The sequence below is a fragment of the Devosia limi DSM 17137 genome, from assembly GCF_900128975.1.
In the GTDB taxonomy this organism is placed as follows: Bacteria; Pseudomonadota; Alphaproteobacteria; order Rhizobiales; family Devosiaceae; genus Devosia; species Devosia limi.
The window spans coordinates 316,166-335,195 of the sequence record NZ_FQVC01000001.1 but is presented as its reverse complement, the minus strand read 5'-3'; the positions used below and the strand labels follow the sequence as shown (position 1 = coordinate 335,195).

Below are 19,030 nucleotides of genomic sequence, written 5' to 3'. Positions count from 1 at the left end.
GGCCTGCGCCGGGGTGACACGGTGGCGTTCTAACCTTCATTCCGCCAGCTGAATTGCGGTGAATAGCCCAGCATGCGCTTGGCCTTCTCGATGCTGAGCAGGGTGCTGTTGGCAGCGATATTTCCCTTCTGCGGGACGTCCGGAAACACCTCGGCGAGCAGCGACATGTTGGACCGGCTCATCACCGTATCGGCATTGGCGATGATGAAGGCTTCAAAACCGGTGAAATCGGCCTGGATGGCACGACGGACGGCCTGGGCGCCGTCGCGAGCGTCAATGTACCCCCATAAATTCCATTTACGGGTCAATGGGCTGGCGTCAAATGCCGGAAAGGCCTTGTAGTCCTCTGGGTCCATGACATTGGAAAAGCGCAATCCGCAGATGCGCAGGCTCGGGTCCCAGCGGCAGAATTGGGCCGCCATGGTTTCGTCGAGCAGCTTGCCGAGCGAATAGGCGCTTTCGGGGCGCGCAAAGTAGTCTTCATCGACGGGCACATAGGGCGGCGCAGTGTCGAAGGGCAGACCAAGCACGGTTTCGCTGGAGGCGAATACGATGTTTTTGATCCCCGCCAGCCGGCACGCCTCAAACACATTGTAGGTAGTCGGTACGTTATTGGCGAAGGTGCGGGCATTGGCGGCAAGGCCTGGCGCCGGGATCGCGGCCAGATGCACTACGGCATCGAACGGCCCGCCGCGTTCATCGACCCCACCCAGTATGGCTGATGCAACCTCGCCGAAATCGGTGAGGTCGATGCGTACTGTCTTGCAAATAGGGTCCGGCAAACCCTGCTGGTCGATGTTGAGAACACCGTAGCCATGCGCCACCAGATCGCGCAACACGGCGCGCCCCAGCTTGCCGCTGCCGCCGGTAACCAGAACCTTGGCCATCGAAATCTCCTCCAGTTCAGGCACTTGGCCGCGCCCTTCCAAAGCCAGCGTGACACAGCGCCATGCCCCTGCCAACCGGGTTGCTGGGCGGGTTCCGTCGGTTAACGGCTGATGAATGCGGCGCTCAGAGGCGGTTCAACGCAGGAGGGGCATAACTCTGGTCAACACCGGCCAAAACGGTCGGTAGCCAAACCGAGGAGAACCAAATGAACAAGCTGACATCAATCACCCTTATCGCCGGCCTTGCCACCGTGCTGACCACTTTTGGCGCCGCCGCTCAGGTTGCCGGCGGCCCAAACCGCTATCCGACGGCGCCATCGAGTGAATCGGAAGAGTTCTGCACCGAGGGGATGGGCTTCATGCGCAGCGTGTCGAAGGCCGACATCCAGGCTATCGGCAACCAGCAGCGCATCGCACTTGTCCCGGTCTGCGAGGACGGGTTGCGGGCCAGTCGCGAGCATTATGGAACGCTGTTCCTGGACGGCAATGTCAATCACCTGCGGGTGCAGATGGCGCACAACCCGGCGCTGATGACGGCGCTCAAGGCCCGCAACTACGACGAGCAGGATGTGATCTCGTTGCGCTATGGCGGTGGCAACACCATCATCCTCTACGTCCACCAGCGCGACCTGCGCTGAGCCTGAGACGGGGCTTGCCGGTAGATGAACGGATCCTGAATGGGGGTCTCAGGACCCGTTCAAGGCCGGGCGGGCAAGCTCCTCCCATCAAACGAACGCATTGCCGGGGAACACTGAAATGAACAAGCAACAGGAAAAGGTATTGGTCGCGGCACTCTGTGGCCTGGTGATCACCGCCGCCGGCGCCTTTGCAGTGCAGCCCGCCATGGCTGCCGGTTATCAGATGGACGTGCTGGCCAAGGTCAGCAATGTCGCCGAATGGGACCATCTCAATGTCCGCAAATGGCCAGCCTCCTACTCGCAGAAAGTCGGCGCCTTCCAGCCTGCGACCCATGTCTGGGTGGAGCGGTGCATCGCGGTCAAGAACAGTGCCGACTGGTGCCTGGTCGACCGCGGCCCGCTCAAAGGCTGGGTCAACTCCAGATTTTTGACCGTGGTTTCCAACTACGGCAACTAAGCCTTACGTGCCTGCCTCCGACCCATGCTGTGTTGACTTTTCCGGTCCGGTGCTGTTCGCAAGACAGTCTGGACCGGAGTTTTTGATATGACTGCCAATCCCATTCTGGCTGAAGTCGTGCGTGGCAATTGGGTGGAGAACCTGCATCGCGGCGCTTTTGTCGTCGTCGACGCGAACGGTGCCATCATTGCATCAGCAGGGGATATCGAGCGGGCAGTGTTCCCCCGTTCGGCCATCAAATCCATGCAGGCATTGCCGATCTTTGCGCAGCACGCCGACGAGAAATTCCACCATTCCGATGCAGAACTGGCGCTGGCCTGCGCGTCCCATCATGGCGAAGACGTGCATGTGAACGGCGTTGCCGGCCTGCTGAGCCGGCTGGGCCTTTCGGTTGCGGATCTGGAATGCGGCGCGCACGCGCCAACCAATGCGGCGGCACGCGACGCGTTGCGTGCGGCGGGGGTGGAGCCAAGTCCCCTGCACAATAATTGCTCGGGCAAGCATTCCGGGATGCTCAGCGTGGCGCTTGCCATGGGCGTCCCGACCGCGGGCTATGTCGGGCGCGAACATGCGGTGCAAAAGCAGGTCCGCGCTGCGGTAGAAACCGTGATCGGCGAACCGCTGAGTGAAGGTAAATGCGGTACGGATGGCTGCTCTATCCCCACCTTTGCTGCGCCGCTGCGGGCTTTCGCCTATGGTTTTGCGCGCATGGCGACCGGAACCGGTCTATCGCCCGAATATGCGGCGGCAGCCCGCCGCCTGTTCGACGCCGCCACCAAACACCCCCATCTCGTGGCTGGAACCGGCCATGCCGATACGCGGATCATGGAGGCCTTCAACGGCCGGGTGATGCAGAAGATCGGCGCGCAGGGCGTGCAATGTGGCGCCATTCGCGACAAGGGCTGGGGCTATGCGATCAAATGCGACGATGGCGACATGCACGCCTCGCAGGCCATGCTGGCGGGGCTGCTGCTGGCCATCGCCGAGCCCGATGCGGCGCAGCGCGAAGTGCTCGCCCGCTATGCCAATCAAACAATCAAGAGCGTGCGTGGCGCCGAGGTCGGGGTGCTGCGGGTGACCATGCCGGCCTGATCGTTCCGGCGGCGGAAATGCAACAGGCGCGGCCGGGGATGGCCGCGCCTGTTGCTATCAGCCCTTCGTCTGGCGCTTAGTGGCCGTGATGGCCGCTGGCGCCTTCGCCCTCGGGCTTGCGGACGAAGAGAGCCGCGACAACCGAAAACATTGCAATAACGGCGCCGACGGTGAAAGCCAGTCGAATGCCCCCGGCCAGCGCCTCTACGGTCCCTGCACCGCCAGCAACCAGGCTGGTACTCTGCAAGGTCATCAGCGCCACAAACAGGGCTGTGCCGGCGGCGCCGGCGACCTGCTGGGTGGTGCCGATCATCGCTGAGCCGTGCGAGTAGAAACGCGGCTGCAGCGAGCCCAGGCTGGCCGAGAACAGTGGCGTGAAGATCAACGACAGGCCGACGCTGAGCACCAGATGGGCGGCCAGCAGCCAATAGAACTGGGTGTGCTGATCGACAAGGCTCAATCCCCAGAGCGCCAGGCTCACCAGCGCGGTGCCGGGCACGAGCAGTACCGTCGGGCCGTGCTTGTCATAGAGCGAACCGACAACTGGCGCGAACAGGCCCATGACGAGGCCGCCGGGCAGCATCAGCAAGCCGGTCTGCAACGTGGTCAGGCCCAGTACGTTCTGCAGGTACATCGGCAGCAGGATCATGGCGCCGAACATCGCCATCATCGCGATAGCCATCAGGGCCACCGAGATGCTGAAGTTCTTCGAGGTCAGGGTACGCAGGTCGAGCAGGGCCCGATCCTGCTTCTGCAGCGCGAGCTGACGGAGCACGAACAGGCCGATGACGACGATGCCGATAACCAGCGGGATCCAGGCCGGAACAGCCGATGGATGCGAGGCGGCCTCACCGAGACCCGACAGGCCATAGACGAAGCCACCAAAGCCAACGGCCGAAAGCAGGACCGAGAGCAGGTCTAGCGGTGCCTTGGTGGGGGTGGTGACATTCTGAATGCGGGTTGCCCCCAGGGCGAGGCCACCCAGCGCGATCGGCAAGACCAGCAGGAACATCCAGCGCCAGTCCAGCACCGCCAGGATCAGGCCGGAAATGGTCGGGCCGATGGCGGGGGCCACGGAGATGACGATGGAGATATTGCCCATGGTCTTGCCGCGCGATTCTGCGGGCACCAGGTTCATCACGGTGGTCATCAGCAGCGGCATCATGATGGCGGTGCCGGAGGCCTGCACGACGCGGCCGGCGACGAGGAACGCGAAATCGGGCGCGATCGCGCAGATCAGCGTGCCGGTCGAAAACAGCGACATGGCCAGCATGAAGACGGGGCGGGTATTGAGGCGCTGCAGCAGGTAGCCGGTAATCGGGATGACAACGGCCATGGTCAGCATGAAGGCGGTGGTCAACCATTGTGCAGCGCTGGCGGTGATGTCCAGGTCGGCCATCAGGTGGGGCAGGGCGACGCCCATGATGGTTTCATTGAGAATCACAATGAACGCCGACACGAGCAGGATGGCGATGACCAGCTTGTTGCGCGAGGCGGTGTCCGCGTCGATGGCGGGCGCGGTGAAATTGGCGGTGTCGGTGGTCATGATATCCTGCAAGCAAGGTCGAAAAACAGTGGCGCCGTCGTGCGCCCGTGACGTGACGGACGCGAAGGCTCAAAATCTAAGACGGATGGGCACGCGTCAAAACGACAGGCCGACGCGAAATGCTATGCTGAGTTAAGGGAGCGCTCGTGCACTGACAAGAGCTTGTTCGGCATTTGGGCTATGCGTTACGGCGCAAGACCCACGCTATTGCCGGAAATGCTGACATTGTCGAAGCGGCCGGCATTGGTCGCAAGATCGGGTTCGACGATATCGGTCCAGGCAAGTCCGGCAATGGCATGCTCGGTGGCGTGGATGAGATTGCCGCTCACCTGCACCGGGCCGGTGCCCTCGACGACGCTGACGCCGACGCCAATGCGCGTGGCGGAAACCACGTTGTTGGCGACCAGAACATTGCGCAGGAACGCCCCGTAACCCGCAGCAATGCCGACGCCGGGGACGGTCTGGACGGTGTTGCCGGTAATGGCGGTATCGGCTTCGGCGAAGATGCCGACCGGCATGGTGTCGGGATTGACCGGCGAGGTGGGCGTGATGTTGCGCACGATATTGCCGGTGCAGGTGGCGAGGTGCCCGCCGCTATCGAGATTGGTGATGGAAATGCCGGTGGCGGCGCCATCAATGAGGTTGTTGGCGATCACCGAGCCGGAAAACGCGAACTCGGAAAAGATCGCTACTTCGCCCGAGCGCAGGCAGACATTGCCGCTGACGATGGTGTTCCTGGTTGTATTGAGGCGCACGGCAGTGAAGGCGCAATCGGACAGGTGATTGTCGGCTACGGTGACTTCGTCGGCCCTGAAGATATTGATGGCATTGCCATTCTGGCCATTGCCGCCGTCGCGCCAGTCGATATTGGCGATGCGGTTATTGCTGACGATGGACCGGTCCGGACCGGTCTGGGAGCGCCAGATGCGGATGCCGGCATTGCCGCAATAATCGATGCGGTTGCCGGTGATCAGCAGGCCCCGGCTGTCCATGGCATGAATGGCGGCGTCGTCCAGCTCGCTGAACCGGCTGTCCATGATAGTGACGCCCGAATCGGTGATGGCGACGCCGATGGCGCTATTGCGGAAGCTGCAGCGCTCCAGCGCAATGTCGTCGCTGAACTCAATGATCAGTCCGTTATTGCCGCCGGCAAAGTCGATATCGCGCAGCACGACATTGCCACGATCGGCTATGACAGCGGCATTGGTGTCGACGGGGGCCGTCAGCCGAGTGCGACCGGGAACACCTTCGACGATGATATTGCCGGGAACTTCGATATTGCGGACGCTGATGACGCCCGGGGGCAGGCGCAATGTCTGGCCAGCCGCAGCTGCCTGTTGCAGCGCCAGTTGCAGGGCGGGGCTCTGATCCGCGCCACTATCGCCGACCACGCCCAGACTTGTCGCATCAAGGCTCGATTGCGCCTGCGCCAGACGCGGCGCAAAGACGGGCAGCGCGAGGAGGGCGGCAACGATATGGCGGCGACTGGGTCGGGATAGCTGGCTCATGACGACCATTGTGCCGCGCCGAGACGGTCGTGGCCATTGGCAATGGAAAACAGAGTTACGAGTTGTTCCTGAGGGATGCGGACGGTAATAAGAACCAACACAAAAAGGGTCGCGCCATGCTAGCTGACGACAAGATCTTTCTCGGGGCCAGCACGCAGCCCGAATATCTCGCGCTCAAATATGGCAATCGCCATGGCCTCGTCACCGGCGCGACCGGCACGGGCAAGACGGTGACGCTGCAGGTGATGGCCGAAGGCTTTTCGGCTGCTGGCGTGCCGGTCTTTGCCGCTGACATCAAGGGCGACCTGTCGGGCGTCGGCAAGATGGGCAAGGCGCAGGGCTGGCAGAGTGAGCGGGCGCAGCTCATCGGGTTCGATGACTATAAGGATGACGTGTTCCCGGTGATCTTCTGGGACCTGTTCGGTCGCCAGGGGCATCCGATCCGCGCGACCATTTCGGAAATGGGCGCACTGCTGCTGAGCCGCATGCTCAATCTGAACGATACACAGGAAGGCGTGCTCAATATCGCCTTCAAGCTGGCCGATGATGAAGGCCTGCTGCTGCTCGATCTCAAGGATCTGCGGGCGCTGCTGGTAGAAATCCAGGAACGCTCCAAGGAAATCTCGACGCGCTACGGCAATGTTTCGGCCGCCTCTATCGGCGCCATCCAGCGCGCGCTGCTGGTGCTGGAACAGCAGGGCGCCGAGAATTTCTTTGGCGAACGCGCGCTGGAAATTGCCGACCTGATGCGGACGGACCGCGACGGCAAGGGCTTCATCTCGATCCTGGCCGCCGATGAACTGATGCGCTCGCCGCGCCTCTACGCCACATTCCTGTTGTGGCTGCTGAGCGAATTGTTCGAGGAATTGCCGGAAGTCGGCGATGTCGAAAAGCCCAGGCTGGTGTTCTTCTTTGACGAGGCTCACCTGCTGTTTGATGATGCCCCCAAGGTGCTGATCGACAAGGTCGAGCAGGTGGTGCGGTTGGTGCGGTCCAAGGGCGTCGGTGTCTATTTCGTCACGCAGAACCCGGTCGACATTCCCGAAACCGTGCTGGCGCAGCTGGCCAACCGCGTGCAGCACGCATTGCGGGCCTATACGCCGCGCGAGCAGAAGGCCGTGCGCGTCGCTGCCGAAACCTTCAGACCCAATCCAGCCTTCTCGACCGAGGACGCCATTACCCAGTTGGGGATCGGCGAGGCGCTGGTGTCGGTGCTGGAAGCCAAGGGTATTCCCTCCATGGTCGGACGGACGCTGATCCGGCCGCCATCGGCGCAAGTGGGGCCGCTACTGCCCGAGGAGCGTCGCGCCATTATCGCCAATTCGCCGGTGGCGGGCCTCTATGACACCGTGATCGATCGGGATTCGGCCTTTGAAGTGCTGGCGAGCAAGGCCAGGGCCAAGCAGGAAGCCGAGGAACGCCAGCGCATCGAGGACGAGCGCAACAAGGCCGCCGAGCGCAGGTATCAGGCGGATCGCCCGACCACGACGCGTCGCTCGACGCGGCAGACACCGACCGAGGCCGCGATGAATTCGCTGGCCCGCACCATGGCCAATCGCCTGGGAGACGCGCTGGTGCGCGGTATCCTGGGTGGGTTGAAGCGCGGACGATGAGCATGATGCAAGCTGAAGCGCCGGTTCTTGCCGTATTCGCCTCCGACAAGGGCCCCGGAGATCCCGAACGCTCAAGCATCATGAGCCAGGCCGGCACCTATCTGGCCAAGCGTGGGGCGCGGATCGTTTGCCTCGCCGAAAGCGGCGTCGTACCGGTGCCGCTGATTACCGCGGCGCGGGCGGCGGGTGGCGACGTGCTGATTATTGCCGACGCAACCGTCATGCTGCCACAGGCGCTGGCGGGGGTATCGATGGAGGTTGTTGCCGATCGAGCCGAACGTATGGCGCGGATTGGGCAAATGGCCGACGCCTATGTGGCGCTGCCGGGGTCATTGGCGTCGGTTTCGGGCCTGTTTGGCGCCTGGGCCGCCGGCAGGGCGCTGGGCAAGCATGCGCCTGTGGTTATGCTCAACCGGCACCGCGCTTACGATGCCGTGCGTGGCTTCGCAGCCGATGTGCTGTCCCACAGCCTGGCCGGACACGAGCGCGCCGTGCAGTTCTCCGACTCGATCGAGGATATGTGGAGTCGCGTCAGCCGGCTGGTGCACGAGGCGCGATAGGGCTGCCTGCAAGATGCGGACTGGCTCCCGCTGGCGTTGGCATGACACCGAAGACTGTGTCGGAACGCGCGCCTTAGCCTTCGACGTGATCCGGGAACAGCTGCACCACGTTGTCGGTGAAGCGCCGATTCGGGATGGGCATAGGCGGATACATCGGCAGGCGGTTACGGCGCTCGGGGCCGCGATAGCCGCTGGGGGGCGAGATCGATGGGCGTGGGATCAGGCGGGCTTGGACACGGCCAAGCAGGTGGCGCGGCGACATTGGCTTGATGATCACTTCGTCGATGCCGGCGCTGATCGATTGGTGGCGCATTGGCGGCGTGATGGCGCGGGTCAGTGCGATGACCTGCACGTCTTGCGAGATGATGCTGTAGTCCAGCCGGATAGCCTCGACCATTTCATAGGCAGGGCGACCTTCGCGGTCGAAATCGCAAACGAGGATATCGACCGGGGCCGTGCGCATATAAGCGAAAAGCTGCGCTTCATCATCGAACAGGTGCACGCGCAACCGCATGTCGCCGGCCAGGACCATCGTCAATATGGACGACAGGGCCGGTGTGGCGGCAATTACGGCGACAACCTTGCTCGTTTCGGACAACAGCGTTTCCCCAATAGTAAACAACCCGCTAACATGATCCGGGTCGCCAGATAAAGAGGCGTAGCTGGATTTGGACAGGAAGCCGGGGAAATCGGCTGCATAGAAAAGCCCGCCGACGCGAAGCGTGGCGGGCTCAATGGCTGGAAGCGTTTAGCGGGCTTCTTCGAACAGCAGTTCGACGTGTTCCCAGTTCACCAGATTGTCGAACCAGGCTTCAAGGTACTTGGGACGGGCGTTGCGGTAGTCGATGTAATAGGAGTGTTCCCAAACGTCGACGCCCAGCAGCGGATGCGCATTGTGAATCAGCGGCGACTCGCCATTGGCAGTCTTGGAGACTTCCAGCTTGCCGTTCTTGAGCGAGAGCCAGGCCCAGCCCGAGCCGAACTGGGTGGTGCCGGCGGCGATGAAATCAGCACGGAACTTGTCGAATCCGCCCAGATCTTCGTCGATCTTGGCCGCGAGCGCGCCCGGCAGCTTGTTGCCGCCGCCATTTGGCTTCATCCAGTTCCAGAAGTGCACGTGGTTGTAGTGCTGGCCGGCATTGTTGAACAGGCCGGCATTCTTGCCATAGGATTCCTTGACGATGTCTTCGAGCGCCAGGATTTCCAGGCCTGAACCTTCGAGCAGCTTCTCGCCATTGGTCACATAGGCCTGATGGTGCTTGTCGTGGTGAAACTCGAGGGTTTCGGCCGACATGTAGGGGCCCAGGGCATCATAGGCATAAGGCAGGGGCGGCAGGGTGAACTTGGTGGACATGAGTAGCCTCCGTTATGGGGTCGTCACTGAAAATTTCCGCGCAAAGCTATAAGCCGATTGTGACGACAGAACAATTCGTTACACCAATGATCGTTCCCGGGCGGCCGCACATAGAGCTAGGTTTTTGCAGCGCCGCCGGGAATGTGGACCTCACTTTTGGCACATACCCGCCGACGGTTGGCCGGCAGGGCGCGCTGAACGCCACGGGCTGCGGCCGCGCGGCGGACGAAGTGCGGGTCATGTCTCTATCTTAATGACCGTTCGTCCGCCGGGGCAATTGGGAGATCAGGCCTTGAGGCCGACGGCGTGGAGCGCGAAAGCATAGCACATCGCGGTTTCCTTCAGCCGGTCGAAGCGACCCGAGGCGCCACCATGGCCCGCGCCCATATTGGTCTTGAGATAAAGCGGGCTGGTGCCGCTCTTGGTGGCGCGCAGCTTGGCCACCCACTTGGCGGGCTCCCAATAGGTCACGCGCGGATCGGTGAGCCCCGCCAGCGCAAAGATCGGCGGATAGTCATGCGCGCCGACCTGCTCATAGGGCGCATAGGCGGCGATGCGGGCGTAATCTTCGGCCGAAGCCAGCGGATTGCCCCATTCGGGCCATTCCGGCGGGGTCAGCGGCAGGGTCTCATCAAGCATGGTATTGAGCACGTCGACAAATGGCACCTGGGCGAGGATGCCGCCCCATAGATCGGGACGCATATTGGCGATGGCGCCCATCAGCATGCCACCGGCCGAGCCGCCCTGAGCAACGACCTTGCCCTTGGACGTGTAGCCCCGCTCGATCAGCATTTCGGCCGCGGCAATGAAATCGGTGAAGGTATTGGGCTTGTTCTCGCGCCGGCCCTGGACGTACCAGCGGTAGCCCTTTTCCATCCCGCCGCGGATGTGGGCGGTGGCGTGGACGAAGCCGCGATCGACCAGCGACAGCGCCGAGATCGAAAAGGCCGAGGGCATCGACATGCCATAGGCCCCATAGCCGTAAAGCAGGGCCGGGGCCGAGCCATCCAGCTTGGTGCCCTTGCGGTACAGCACGGTGACCGGCACCGTCTCGCCATCGGGCGCCGTGGCGAACAGGCGCCGGGTCTCGTAATCGGCGGGGTTGTGGCCAGAGGGCACTTCCTGCTCCTTGAGCAGGGTGCGCGTGCCGCTGTCGAGATCGAGATCGAGATCATAGGTGCGCGACGGCGTGGTGGGCGAGGAATAAGTCAGGCGGAATGTCGCCGTGTCGAATTCGTACCCGACGGACATGCCGAGCGAATAGGCCTCCTCGTCGAAGCGAACGGTCTCCTCGGTGCCGGTGCGCAGGTCGCGCACGATGATACGCGGTAGCCCTTCATGGCGTTCGAGGCGCAACAGGTGGTTCTTGATGACGGTGCTGTCCAGGATGAGCACGCCCTGTTCATGGGCAACCAGATCGACCCAGTTCTCGTGGCTGGGCGCAGCGACTGGCGCGGTGACGATTTTGAAGTCTTCGGCACCATCGGCATTGGTGCGGATATAGAGCAGGCCATCGCGCTCATCGATATCGTATTCGCGGTCGACGACCCGCGGTGCGACGAGGCGCGGAGCCCCGCCGTGCTCGGCATCGATCAGCCAGCATTCCGACGTCTGGTGGTCATGCGCGTCGATGACGATGAACCTGTCCGAAAGGGTTCGCCCGACACCGACAAAGAAGCCGGGGTCCTTTTCTTCGAAGACGATGGCGTCATTGGCCTGGTCGGTGCCGATGACATGCAGGCGCACCCGGTAGGGGCGGTGATTGTCATCATACTCGGTGTAGTAGATCGCCTCGCTGTCATTGGACCAGACATAGCTCCCCGCGGTCTCGGTGATCACTTCGGCGCTGTCGATCCCGGTATCGAGGTCGCGGATGACGATGTCGTAATATTCCGAGCCGGCGCGGTCGGCGGCCCAGGCCAGATAGCGGTGCGAGCGGTCATGCTCGGCGCCGGCGAAGCCGAAATAGTCGTCGCCCGCTTCGATATTGCAGTCCAGCAGCACCGTCTCGGGGCCGCCATCGCGCGGCGTGCGCACGATCAGCGGATATTGCTTGCCCTCGAGCATGCGCGAATTATAGGCCCATGGACCATCGGGGCTGGCAATGCCGCTATCGTCTTCTTTGATGCGGCCGCGGATCTCCTTGTAGATCGTATCCTGCAGCGCCGCGGTGGGCTTTCCGAACTCGGCCTCGAAATAGTCGTTCTCTGCATCGAGATAACTGCGGATCTCCGGATCCAGCGTCTCTGGCTTCTGCATCACCTCCTGCCAGTTGTCCGCCCGCAACCAATGCCAGGGATCATCACGGACGATATTGTGGAACGTGGCAGAGTGCGGCTTCTGGGCCGCAAGTGGCGGAGTGGACTTGGACATGCATCGATCCGAATTGGTGTCAGGCGCGGGCGACCCTAATAGGGCGCGACGCGTTTGGGGAGGGCTGGGGAAGATGTAAGTGGTGGTGGGGGTGAATGCGAGGGGTAGGGGCGACTGAGTCTTTAGTTGTACGTGGGCGTTGGGCGCGGGATCGGCAGGGCGCCGGACCGAGCGATTGCCAGTGGACGGGCGTCGGTTTTGGTCCGTTTTGGCTTGTTCCCACCCTCCTGATGGTTAAGTTGGCGCCATCAAAACGGAGCCGGCCTGAGAGTCGGCAATGACTGGAGCGAGCGAGCCCATTGGGACCTTCCCTTGACGCAAGCATAGCACTGGCCGCACTCGGGCCTTTCCTGGCGGCAGCCCTTGCCCCCGTAGTACACCGCTTCGCCGGGCGCTATGCCGGCTGGGTGCTGGCTGTGGTGCCAGCCAGCATTTTCATCTTCCTGCTGGGCTTTATCGAGCCCATAGCATCGCGTCGCTTTGTGCAGGCGTCGTTGGAATGGGTGCCATCCTATGGGCTCAACCTGTCATTCTTCATTGATGGCCTGAGCCTGACTTTTGCACTGACCATTTCGGGCATTGGCGCGCTGATCATCCTCTATGCCGGCTCCTATCTTGCCGGCCATCCGCACCAGGGGCGTTTCCTCGGTTTCATGCTGGCCTTCATGGGCGCCATGCTGGGGCTGGTGCTGGCTGACAACATGCTGGCACTGTTTATGTTCTGGGAGCTGACTTCGGTCACCTCCTTCCTGCTGATCGGGTTCGATCATGCCCGCCAGGCGGCGCGACGCGGCGCCATCCAGGCACTAGTGATCACCAATATAGGTGGTATGGGCCTGCTCCTCGGCGTGATCCTCGTGCAGCAGTTGACCGGTACCTGGGAGATCAGCGGGCTGCGCGGCCTGGGCGATGGGATGCGCGAGCATGGGCTTTATCCGCTGGTGCTGATCCTGTTCCTGATGGCCGCTTTCACCAAGTCTGCGCAGTTCCCGCTGCATTTCTGGTTGCCCAATGCGATGGAAGCGCCGACGCCGGTGTCGGCATTCCTGCATTCGGCCACCATGGTTCAGGGCGGCGTTTACCTGCTGTCCCGGATGACGCCGTTTCTGGGCGGCACCGACATGTGGACGGTCACGCTGGTTTCCTTCGGTGGCGTAACGCTGATCTGGGGTGCCCTGGGCTCCATCCGCCAGACCGATCTCAAGCAAATGCTGGCACAGACCACCATTGCTTCGCTGGGTCTGCTGGTGCTGCTCATCGGGCTCGGCAATGAAGCGGCGATCGCCGCCGTGGTGGTCTATTTCATCGCTCATGCGCTCTATAAGGCCGGCTTGTTCATGGTCGCTGGCGCCATCGATCATGAAACCGGCACGCGCGACATTACGCTGCTGAGCGGGCTGTCCGACAAGATGCCGCTGACCTTCATCGGCGCAGCGCTGGCCGCGTTGTCCATGGTTGGCCTGCCATTGACTCTCGGCTATCTGGGCAAGGAAGAAATGTATCTGGCGCTGGCCGATGCTGACTGGCGGAGCTGGCTGCTGCTGGCAGTTCTGGTGATCGGCAATGCGCTGCTGGCCGGGGTGGCCATGGCGCTGGCGATCAAGCCGTTCCTGGGGCCGCTGGCGACAACGCCGAAATCGCCGCATGAAGCACCGATCGCCATGCTGATTGGGCCGCTGGTATTGGGCGGTCTTGGCATCGGCGTGGCGGTGATGACCGACTGGTTTGCCCATGACATTGTGGTTCCGGCGGCTTCCACCGTGCTTGATGTCGCGGTCGAGAGCCACCTGTCCCTCGCGCTGAAGCCCACTTCGATTCTGTTCTGGCTCTCGGTGCTGACCTGGGTGCTGGGCGTGCTGGTCTTCCTTCAAATGGCCGCTATCCGCACCACGCTGCGGCGCCTGGATGCGGCCATTGGCTGGACGTTGGATCAGGGCTTTGACAGCGTGATGTTCGGGCTGATCCGGTTTTCCGGTGCCGTCACCCGGTTCTTCCATCACGGCAAGCTCGAGCTTTATCTGGTCGTGGTTTTTGCCGGCCTGGCGCTGGCTGTCATGGTGCCGGTTCTGGGCATGGGCGGCATGGATGTGCTGCTGCCGACCCATGAACTGGGCGACTGGTCGGCCAAGCTGAGCTGGCCTGACCTGAGAATCTACGAATGGGGCGTCATCGCGCTGGCAGTTCTGGGGCTGGGCGCTTTGCTGACCGCGTCGAGCCGGCTGGTGGCAATCCTTGCGCTGGGCGTGCAGGGTACGGCGGTGGCCCTGATCTTCCTGCTGTTCGGGGCGCCCGACCTGGCCTTCACCCAGTTCATGGTTGAAATCCTCTCGGTGGTCATTCTGACCCTGGTAATGACGCGGCTACGATTGGACGAACGCGACCATCGCCAGTTCGAGGACTGGGCCCGCGACGGGACGCTCGCGATCGTCTGCGGTGCCGGCGTCTCGCTGCTGCTGATGGTGGTGCTGTCGGGGACACTCGATCCGCGCATGTCGGATTTCTTCACGGCCACCAGCGTGCCGATTGCGCATGGCCACAACATCGTCAACGTCATTCTTGTCGACTATCGCGGCTTCGATACCTTGGGAGAAATCTCGGTGGTCATGGCTGCCGGTATCGCCATCCTTGCCTTGATCCGCGGGAAGAAGAAGCCCGGCACACTTGCCCCCGACGTGGCCAAACGACAGCGCAAGAGCGCACTGAAGGCGGCAAAATGAACACGGTTATTTTCCGCACCATCGCGCCGCTGATCGTCTCCATCATGCTGGTATTCTCCGTCTATGTCTGTCTGCGCGGGCATAACGAACCGGGCGGAGGCTTTATCGGCGGACTGATTGCAGCCTCGGCGATTGCCATTTTCGGCATGTCGAGCGGAGTGGAGCGGGTCCGCGCCGCGATCCGTGTCGATCCGCTGTCGATTGCCGGGTTTGGCGTCTTCATCGCCGGGCTCTCGGGTCTGATGTCGCTGTTCACCGGCTCGCCTTTCCTGACCAGCATCTGGCTTTATCTCGACCTTGGCGAAACCGTGCTGCCGCTGTCGACACCCATGATCTTCGATATTGGCGTGTATCTGGTGGTTTTCGGCACCATTTCGGCCATTGCGCTGGCGCTGGAAGGCGAGGGGGGCGACATCTGATGGATTTTGTACTCGCCATTGTGGTTGGACTGTTCATCGCTACCGGCAGCTATTTCCTGCTGTCGCGCTCGCTGATCCGCATGTTGCTGGGGCTGACCGTATTCGGAAACGGGGTTAACCTCTTGATTTTTACCGCTGGGCGCCTGACCCGCGAGGTTGCGCCGATCGTGCCCACCGGTCTCGATCAGCCCGATGGCCCGATTGCCAATCCTCTGCCGCAGGCGTTGATTCTGACTGCCATCGTCATCGGCTTTGCCATGTTTAGCTTTCTGCTCGTGCTGGCCTATCGCGCCTATCAGTCTCTCGACGCCGATAATACCGACACCATGCGCGTGGCCGAGCCGGAAGACTCGCCGCGTCCGCCACTGAGTTACTGACATGGCCACTGCAACACCCTCCGTCGATCTGTCGGAAGCGATGATTACCACGGTCACGCCAGCAGCTGACTGGGTGATTGTTCTACCGCTCGTGCTGGCGCTGATGGGGGCAGCGCTGCTGCTGATGCTGCGCCAGAAGCGCGGCATTGCCCCAATCGTCGCCATGCTTGCAGTTGCTGGCATCATCGCCTGCGAGGTGATGCTGCTGGCCAAGGTGCTGCAGGTCGGCCCGGTCAGCATGACCATGGGCAAGTGGCTGCCGCCCTTCGGCATCAGTTTCACCGCTGATATCTTTGGCGCCGGCTTTGCATTGGCGGCGTCGATCGTGACGCTGATCCTCTTGGTCTATGTCCAGGGCGAGCGCGAGCCGGGCGATGGCAGCGACGGGTTCTATTCGCTGGTGCTGCTGCTGCTGGCCGGCGTCACCGGTTCGTTCCTGACCGGGGACCTGTTCAACCTCTATGTCTGGTTCGAGGTGATGCTGATTGCATCCTTCGGGCTGATCGTCATTGGCGGGCAGCCAATCCAGCTCGATGGCGCGATCAAATACGGCTTCCTCAATTTCCTGGCGACGTCATTCTTCCTGCTGTCGCTCGGCCTGACCTATGGCTTGCTGGGTACGCTCAACATGGCCGACATCATTCTGGTGGCGCCCTCGGCCAATCCGGCGGCGATGGCGGGTGTCGCGGGGCTGCTGCTGCTGGCCTTCGGGATGAAAGCAGCGGCATTTCCAGTCAATGCGTGGCTGCCGGCGTCCTATCACACGCCGCCGGCAGCGGTTTCGGCCTTGTTCGCTGGACTGCTGACCAAGGTTGGCGTCTACGCCATGATGCGGGCGCTGGTCGTGCTGCTGCCGGCCAGTCGCGATCTGCTGGAGCCGTTGCTGGCCAGTATTGCCATCGCTTCGCTGCTGATCGCGCCATTGGGCGCCATCGCCGAAACCAATCTGCGCCGTGCGCTTGGCTTCTTCGTCATCGGCGGCATCGGCGCCGTGATTGCCGGCATTGCCTTGCCATCGCTGCACGGCATTGGGGGCGCGGGTTTCTATATCCTCCACGCCATCCTGACCATGACAGCGCTGTATCTGGTGGCTGGACTGATCGAGCGGCTGACCGGGCAGACCGATAGCCGCCGCATGGGCGGAATCTATGCGGCCCATACACCAATCTCGATCCTGTTTTTCGTCCTGATGCTGGCAGCTGCTGGCGTGCCGCCGTTCCTGGGCTTCTGGCCCAAGCTGCTGTTGCTGGAGGCAGGGCTGGCCCAGTCCGGCCTGCGCGAAGGCGGCGCTGTCGATTATCTCAGCCTCGCCATCGTCGTGGCGCTGCTTGCCAATGCGGTGCTGACCCTGATCGCTGGATCGCGGCTATGGGCGCATATCTTCTGGCGGGCTGGGCCGGAAGGCGAGCTATCCGAACATCGCAGCGGCAAACTGCAACCGCTGAGCCTGCGTGAGGCACGGTTTGGACTCGGCGCAACAACCGTGCTCGTGGCGATTGTGGTTCTGGCGGGGCTGATGCCGGAGGACCTGTTTACGGCAGCGCGGATGGGTGCGGGCGATATGATCGATCCCTCGCGCTACATCGCCGCATTTGGACTTGCGGGAGGCACGCCATGAATCTGTTGCTGCTGACGATTGTGCTGGCCCTGATCTGGGCCGCCATCAGCGGATCATTCTCCGGACTGAACCTGCTGCTGGGGACCGCCATCGCCATCGTCGCACTGTACCTGCTGCGCGACTTCGTCACCAAGCCGCGTGCATTGCGGCAATTGCGGCGCATCGCCTCGCTGGCTCTGCTGTTCGTCTATGAGCTGGTCGTGAGCGCCATCCGGGTGGCTATCGTGGTGCTGACGCCCAATCTGCGCGCAGCGTTGCGGCCAGCCATCGTGGCAGTGCCGCTGACCGTCAAATCGGATGCGGAGATTACCCTGCTGGCCAATCTGATCACTCTGACCCCTGGCACGCTTTCCATCGACGTCTCGAAGGATCGCTCAGTGCTTTATGTGCATGTGCTGACCCTTTCCACCCGCGAGGCCCTGATCGCCGACATTGCCACCGGCTTTGAAGCCAAGGTGAAGGCGGTGTTCGCATGAGCGGTGCTGCATTCATGGATTTGGCGACTTCGATCGCGCTGGTCATGCTGGGAGTGGCGTTGCTGCTGAGTGTGATTCGCATCGTCATAGGTCCGACGCTGCCGGACCGCGTGCTGGCGCTCGATCTGCTGACCGTTGTCGCATTGGCCTTTGTGGGGGCGATTGCTATCCGCACCGGGCTGATGCTGTATCTCGATATTGCCATCGCGCTCAGCCTGCTCGGCTTTCTGGCGACTATTGCCTTTGCCCGCTACATCATGACGCGGCCCGCTCCGGGCGCGGCCGACCGGGAGAAGACGAAGTGATCGACGTCATGCTCTACCTCGGTGCGTTCCTGCTGCTGTGCGGCTCGGCCTTCACGCTCCTGGCTGCCATCGGAATTCTAAGGCTACCAGACCTTTACACTCGCATGCACGCCGCGTCGAAGGCCGGCGCTGTTGGCGGCGGCATGGTGTTGTTGGCTGTTGCTTTGGTGTGTTTTGAAGGTGCTGTAGCCCTCCGGGCAATCATCGGCGTGCTGTTTCTGCTGCTGACAACACCTGTTTCAGCACATCTTCTGGCCCGTGCAAGTCATCGTGCCGGATATATTCCGAACAAAATTACCGTGCTGGATGAAATTCAGACTATAAAGAAGTCACAATCTGGGCCTTGAATGGTAGTAATTGGTAACATGTTAATTCCAGTGGATCGGGTTGCATCTGCCAATAAACGGCCATAGGAGTTCACTAAGGCTGCGACTGCCACGTCATGAGCCTGAAAAGAATAATGAAAGGTTGAACTATGAACGAGTCCGCTGGCGCGGCGACAGGCTATGAGACCGACTTGATCGAGCTCAGTACCGAGATTGTTTCCGCCTATGTGAGCCACAATGCCGTAAGCCCGACCGATCTGCCCAAGCTGATCGCCGAGGTTCACGGCGCCCTGCGTGCTCTGTCCAACAATGAAGTCCTGGCTCCGGTCGAGGAACTCAAGCCCGCTGTTCCGGTGCGTAAATCGGTGGCCGCCGACTACATCATCTGCCTCGAAGACGGCAAGAAGTTCAAGTCGCTGAAGCGCCACCTGCGTACGCACTATAATCTCTCGCCAGAAGAATATCGCGAGAAGTGGGGCCTGCCGGCTGATTATCCGATGGTTGCGCCAAGCTATTCTGCGACCCGGTCCAAGTTGGCCAAGGATAACGGGCTAGGCCGCAAGGCCGTCTAGGCCCCATTACACCACGATACGTCGCGCTCGGTTTCGGGCCCCGGCGACAAAGCAAATTCAAACGGCCGCTCCCAAGAGCGGCCGTTTGAGTTTTCGGCCGGTTTTCGGCGATTTCACCACCTCTCCATCCGCACTTATCCCCCTCTGGATTTCGCCGTCGCAATATGTAGGAATAAATTCCTTGATTGCGGT

General features: G+C 62.0%; 19 protein-coding genes. 13 read left to right on the top strand and 6 right to left on the bottom strand.

All coding sequences use genetic code 11. From position 1 onward, the window contains the following. Window positions 1–29: 29 nt before the first annotated feature. A complete protein-coding gene (locus BUA69_RS01495) occupies window positions 30–887 on the bottom strand; it encodes an NAD-dependent epimerase/dehydratase family protein (RefSeq protein ID WP_046136179.1) in 858 nt (285 codons plus the stop codon). A gap of 206 nt (window positions 888–1,093) precedes the next feature. On the opposite strand from BUA69_RS01495, the gene BUA69_RS01490 reads away from it, so the two are divergent. From BUA69_RS01490 to BUA69_RS01480, 3 genes are all read left to right on the top strand, one after another. Then, window positions 1,094–1,525 (top strand): hypothetical protein, encoded by a 432-nt coding sequence (locus BUA69_RS01490; RefSeq protein ID WP_046136180.1) that lies wholly within the window; start codon window positions 1,094–1,096, stop codon window positions 1,523–1,525. Between the two features lie 118 nt (window positions 1,526–1,643). After that, complete coding sequence (locus tag BUA69_RS01485) at window positions 1,644–1,982, top strand: SH3 domain-containing protein (protein ID WP_046136181.1); 339 nt, start codon at window positions 1,644–1,646, stop codon at window positions 1,980–1,982. Window positions 1,983–2,069: 87 nt separating this feature from the next. Continuing rightward, entirely contained in the window at window positions 2,070–3,074 is a 1,005-nt protein-coding gene (locus BUA69_RS01480) for an asparaginase (RefSeq protein ID WP_046136182.1), read from the top strand. 76 nt (window positions 3,075–3,150) lie between these two features. Here the strand turns inward: BUA69_RS01480 and BUA69_RS01475 are convergent, their stop codons facing one another. Together BUA69_RS01475 and BUA69_RS01470 are read right to left on the bottom strand one after the other, a co-directional pair. Further along, a complete protein-coding gene (locus tag BUA69_RS01475; protein ID WP_046136216.1) occupies window positions 3,151–4,620 on the bottom strand; it encodes an MDR family MFS transporter in 1,470 nt (489 codons plus the stop codon). A gap of 185 nt (window positions 4,621–4,805) precedes the next feature. Further along, window positions 4,806–6,128 carry a TIGR03808 family TAT-translocated repetitive protein gene (locus tag BUA69_RS01470; RefSeq protein WP_046136217.1) on the bottom strand — a complete coding sequence of 441 codons (1,323 nt, stop codon included), beginning with the start codon at window positions 6,126–6,128 and terminating at the stop codon, window positions 4,806–4,808. 116 nt (window positions 6,129–6,244) lie between these two features. Between BUA69_RS01470 and BUA69_RS01465 the strand changes: the two genes are divergently transcribed. Next, the gene (locus BUA69_RS01465) at window positions 6,245–7,741 is read left to right on the top strand and encodes a helicase HerA-like domain-containing protein (RefSeq protein WP_046136218.1); all 1,497 of its coding nucleotides are present in this window, start codon (window positions 6,245–6,247) and stop codon (window positions 7,739–7,741) included. A 2-nt stretch (window positions 7,742–7,743) separates the two neighbouring features. Further along, window positions 7,744–8,301: an LOG family protein gene (locus BUA69_RS01460; protein ID WP_046136183.1), complete on the top strand. Its 558-nt coding sequence runs from the start codon at window positions 7,744–7,746 to the stop codon at window positions 8,299–8,301. 73 nt (window positions 8,302–8,374) lie between these two features. On the opposite strand, the gene BUA69_RS01455 is transcribed toward BUA69_RS01460, so the two are convergent. The 3 genes from BUA69_RS01455 to BUA69_RS01445 all read right to left on the bottom strand — a co-directional run bounded on the left by BUA69_RS01455 (window position 8,375) and on the right by BUA69_RS01445 (window position 12,028). After that, window positions 8,375–8,899, bottom strand: coding sequence for a response regulator (locus BUA69_RS01455; RefSeq protein ID WP_046136184.1), 525 nt, complete (start codon window positions 8,897–8,899; stop codon window positions 8,375–8,377). A 150-nt stretch (window positions 8,900–9,049) separates the two neighbouring features. Next, on the bottom strand, window positions 9,050–9,655 hold the full coding sequence (locus BUA69_RS01450) for a superoxide dismutase (RefSeq protein WP_046136185.1): 606 nt from the start codon (window positions 9,653–9,655) through the stop codon (window positions 9,050–9,052). 285 nt (window positions 9,656–9,940) lie between these two features. After that, on the bottom strand, window positions 9,941–12,028 hold the full coding sequence (locus BUA69_RS01445; protein WP_046136186.1) for a S9 family peptidase: 2,088 nt from the start codon (window positions 12,026–12,028) through the stop codon (window positions 9,941–9,943). Window positions 12,029–12,327: 299 nt separating this feature from the next. Here BUA69_RS01445 and BUA69_RS01440 point away from each other — a divergent pair, with 299 nt between their 5' ends. The 8 genes from BUA69_RS01440 (at window position 12,328) to BUA69_RS01405 (ending at window position 18,838) form a co-directional block, all read left to right on the top strand. Next, the gene (locus BUA69_RS01440; protein WP_046136187.1) at window positions 12,328–14,745 is read left to right on the top strand and encodes a putative monovalent cation/H+ antiporter subunit A; all 2,418 of its coding nucleotides are present in this window, start codon (window positions 12,328–12,330) and stop codon (window positions 14,743–14,745) included. Further along, window positions 14,742–15,164: an MnhB domain-containing protein gene (locus BUA69_RS01435; protein WP_046136188.1), complete on the top strand. Its 423-nt coding sequence runs from the start codon at window positions 14,742–14,744 to the stop codon at window positions 15,162–15,164. Before BUA69_RS01440 ends, BUA69_RS01435 begins: the two co-directional genes overlap by 4 nt. Continuing rightward, the gene (locus BUA69_RS01430) at window positions 15,164–15,541 is read left to right on the top strand and encodes a Na+/H+ antiporter subunit C (RefSeq protein WP_046136189.1); all 378 of its coding nucleotides are present in this window, start codon (window positions 15,164–15,166) and stop codon (window positions 15,539–15,541) included. The genes BUA69_RS01435 and BUA69_RS01430 overlap by 1 nt, the downstream gene beginning before the upstream one ends. 1 nt (window position 15,542) lies before the next feature. Then, window positions 15,543–17,159, top strand: a complete 1,617-nt coding sequence (locus tag BUA69_RS01425) for a proton-conducting transporter transmembrane domain-containing protein (protein ID WP_046136190.1) — start codon at window positions 15,543–15,545, stop codon at window positions 17,157–17,159. Then, window positions 17,156–17,635 carry a Na+/H+ antiporter subunit E gene (locus BUA69_RS01420; RefSeq protein WP_046136191.1) on the top strand — a complete coding sequence of 160 codons (480 nt, stop codon included), beginning with the start codon at window positions 17,156–17,158 and terminating at the stop codon, window positions 17,633–17,635. Before BUA69_RS01425 ends, BUA69_RS01420 begins: the two co-directional genes overlap by 4 nt. Continuing rightward, window positions 17,632–17,940: a cation:proton antiporter gene (locus BUA69_RS01415; protein WP_046136192.1), complete on the top strand. Its 309-nt coding sequence runs from the start codon at window positions 17,632–17,634 to the stop codon at window positions 17,938–17,940. The genes BUA69_RS01420 and BUA69_RS01415 overlap by 4 nt, the downstream gene beginning before the upstream one ends. Window positions 17,941–17,948: 8 nt before the next feature. Then, complete coding sequence (gene mnhG / locus BUA69_RS01410; protein WP_072866451.1) at window positions 17,949–18,287, top strand: monovalent cation/H(+) antiporter subunit G; 339 nt, start codon at window positions 17,949–17,951, stop codon at window positions 18,285–18,287. A gap of 128 nt (window positions 18,288–18,415) precedes the next feature. After that, window positions 18,416–18,838, top strand: coding sequence for a Ros/MucR family transcriptional regulator (locus tag BUA69_RS01405; protein ID WP_046136194.1), 423 nt, complete (start codon window positions 18,416–18,418; stop codon window positions 18,836–18,838). Window positions 18,839–19,030 lie beyond the last annotated feature (192 nt).

Coding starts and splice junctions, on each gene's coding strand:
- BUA69_RS01480 (WP_046136182.1), top strand. CDS start 2,070: ATGACTGCCAATCCCATTCTGGCTGAAGTCGTGCGTGGCAATTGGGTG.
- BUA69_RS01425 (WP_046136190.1), top strand. CDS start 15,543: ATGGCCACTGCAACACCCTCCGTCGATCTGTCGGAAGCGATGATTACC.
- BUA69_RS01445 (WP_046136186.1), bottom strand. CDS start 12,028: ATGTCCAAGTCCACTCCGCCACTTGCGGCCCAGAAGCCGCACTCTGCC.
- BUA69_RS01495 (WP_046136179.1), bottom strand. CDS start 887: ATGGCCAAGGTTCTGGTTACCGGCGGCAGCGGCAAGCTGGGGCGCGCC.
- BUA69_RS01475 (WP_046136216.1), bottom strand. CDS start 4,620: ATGACCACCGACACCGCCAATTTCACCGCGCCCGCCATCGACGCGGAC.
- BUA69_RS01465 (WP_046136218.1), top strand. CDS start 6,245: ATGCTAGCTGACGACAAGATCTTTCTCGGGGCCAGCACGCAGCCCGAA.
- BUA69_RS01460 (WP_046136183.1), top strand. CDS start 7,744: ATGATGCAAGCTGAAGCGCCGGTTCTTGCCGTATTCGCCTCCGACAAG.
- mnhG (WP_072866451.1), top strand. CDS start 17,949: ATGCTCTACCTCGGTGCGTTCCTGCTGCTGTGCGGCTCGGCCTTCACG.
- BUA69_RS01430 (WP_046136189.1), top strand. CDS start 15,164: ATGGATTTTGTACTCGCCATTGTGGTTGGACTGTTCATCGCTACCGGC.
- BUA69_RS01415 (WP_046136192.1), top strand. CDS start 17,632: ATGAGCGGTGCTGCATTCATGGATTTGGCGACTTCGATCGCGCTGGTC.
- BUA69_RS01435 (WP_046136188.1), top strand. CDS start 14,742: ATGAACACGGTTATTTTCCGCACCATCGCGCCGCTGATCGTCTCCATC.
- BUA69_RS01485 (WP_046136181.1), top strand. CDS start 1,644: ATGAACAAGCAACAGGAAAAGGTATTGGTCGCGGCACTCTGTGGCCTG.
- BUA69_RS01490 (WP_046136180.1), top strand. CDS start 1,094: ATGAACAAGCTGACATCAATCACCCTTATCGCCGGCCTTGCCACCGTG.
- BUA69_RS01420 (WP_046136191.1), top strand. CDS start 17,156: ATGAATCTGTTGCTGCTGACGATTGTGCTGGCCCTGATCTGGGCCGCC.
- BUA69_RS01450 (WP_046136185.1), bottom strand. CDS start 9,655: ATGTCCACCAAGTTCACCCTGCCGCCCCTGCCTTATGCCTATGATGCC.
- BUA69_RS01470 (WP_046136217.1), bottom strand. CDS start 6,128: ATGAGCCAGCTATCCCGACCCAGTCGCCGCCATATCGTTGCCGCCCTC.
- BUA69_RS01405 (WP_046136194.1), top strand. CDS start 18,416: ATGAACGAGTCCGCTGGCGCGGCGACAGGCTATGAGACCGACTTGATC.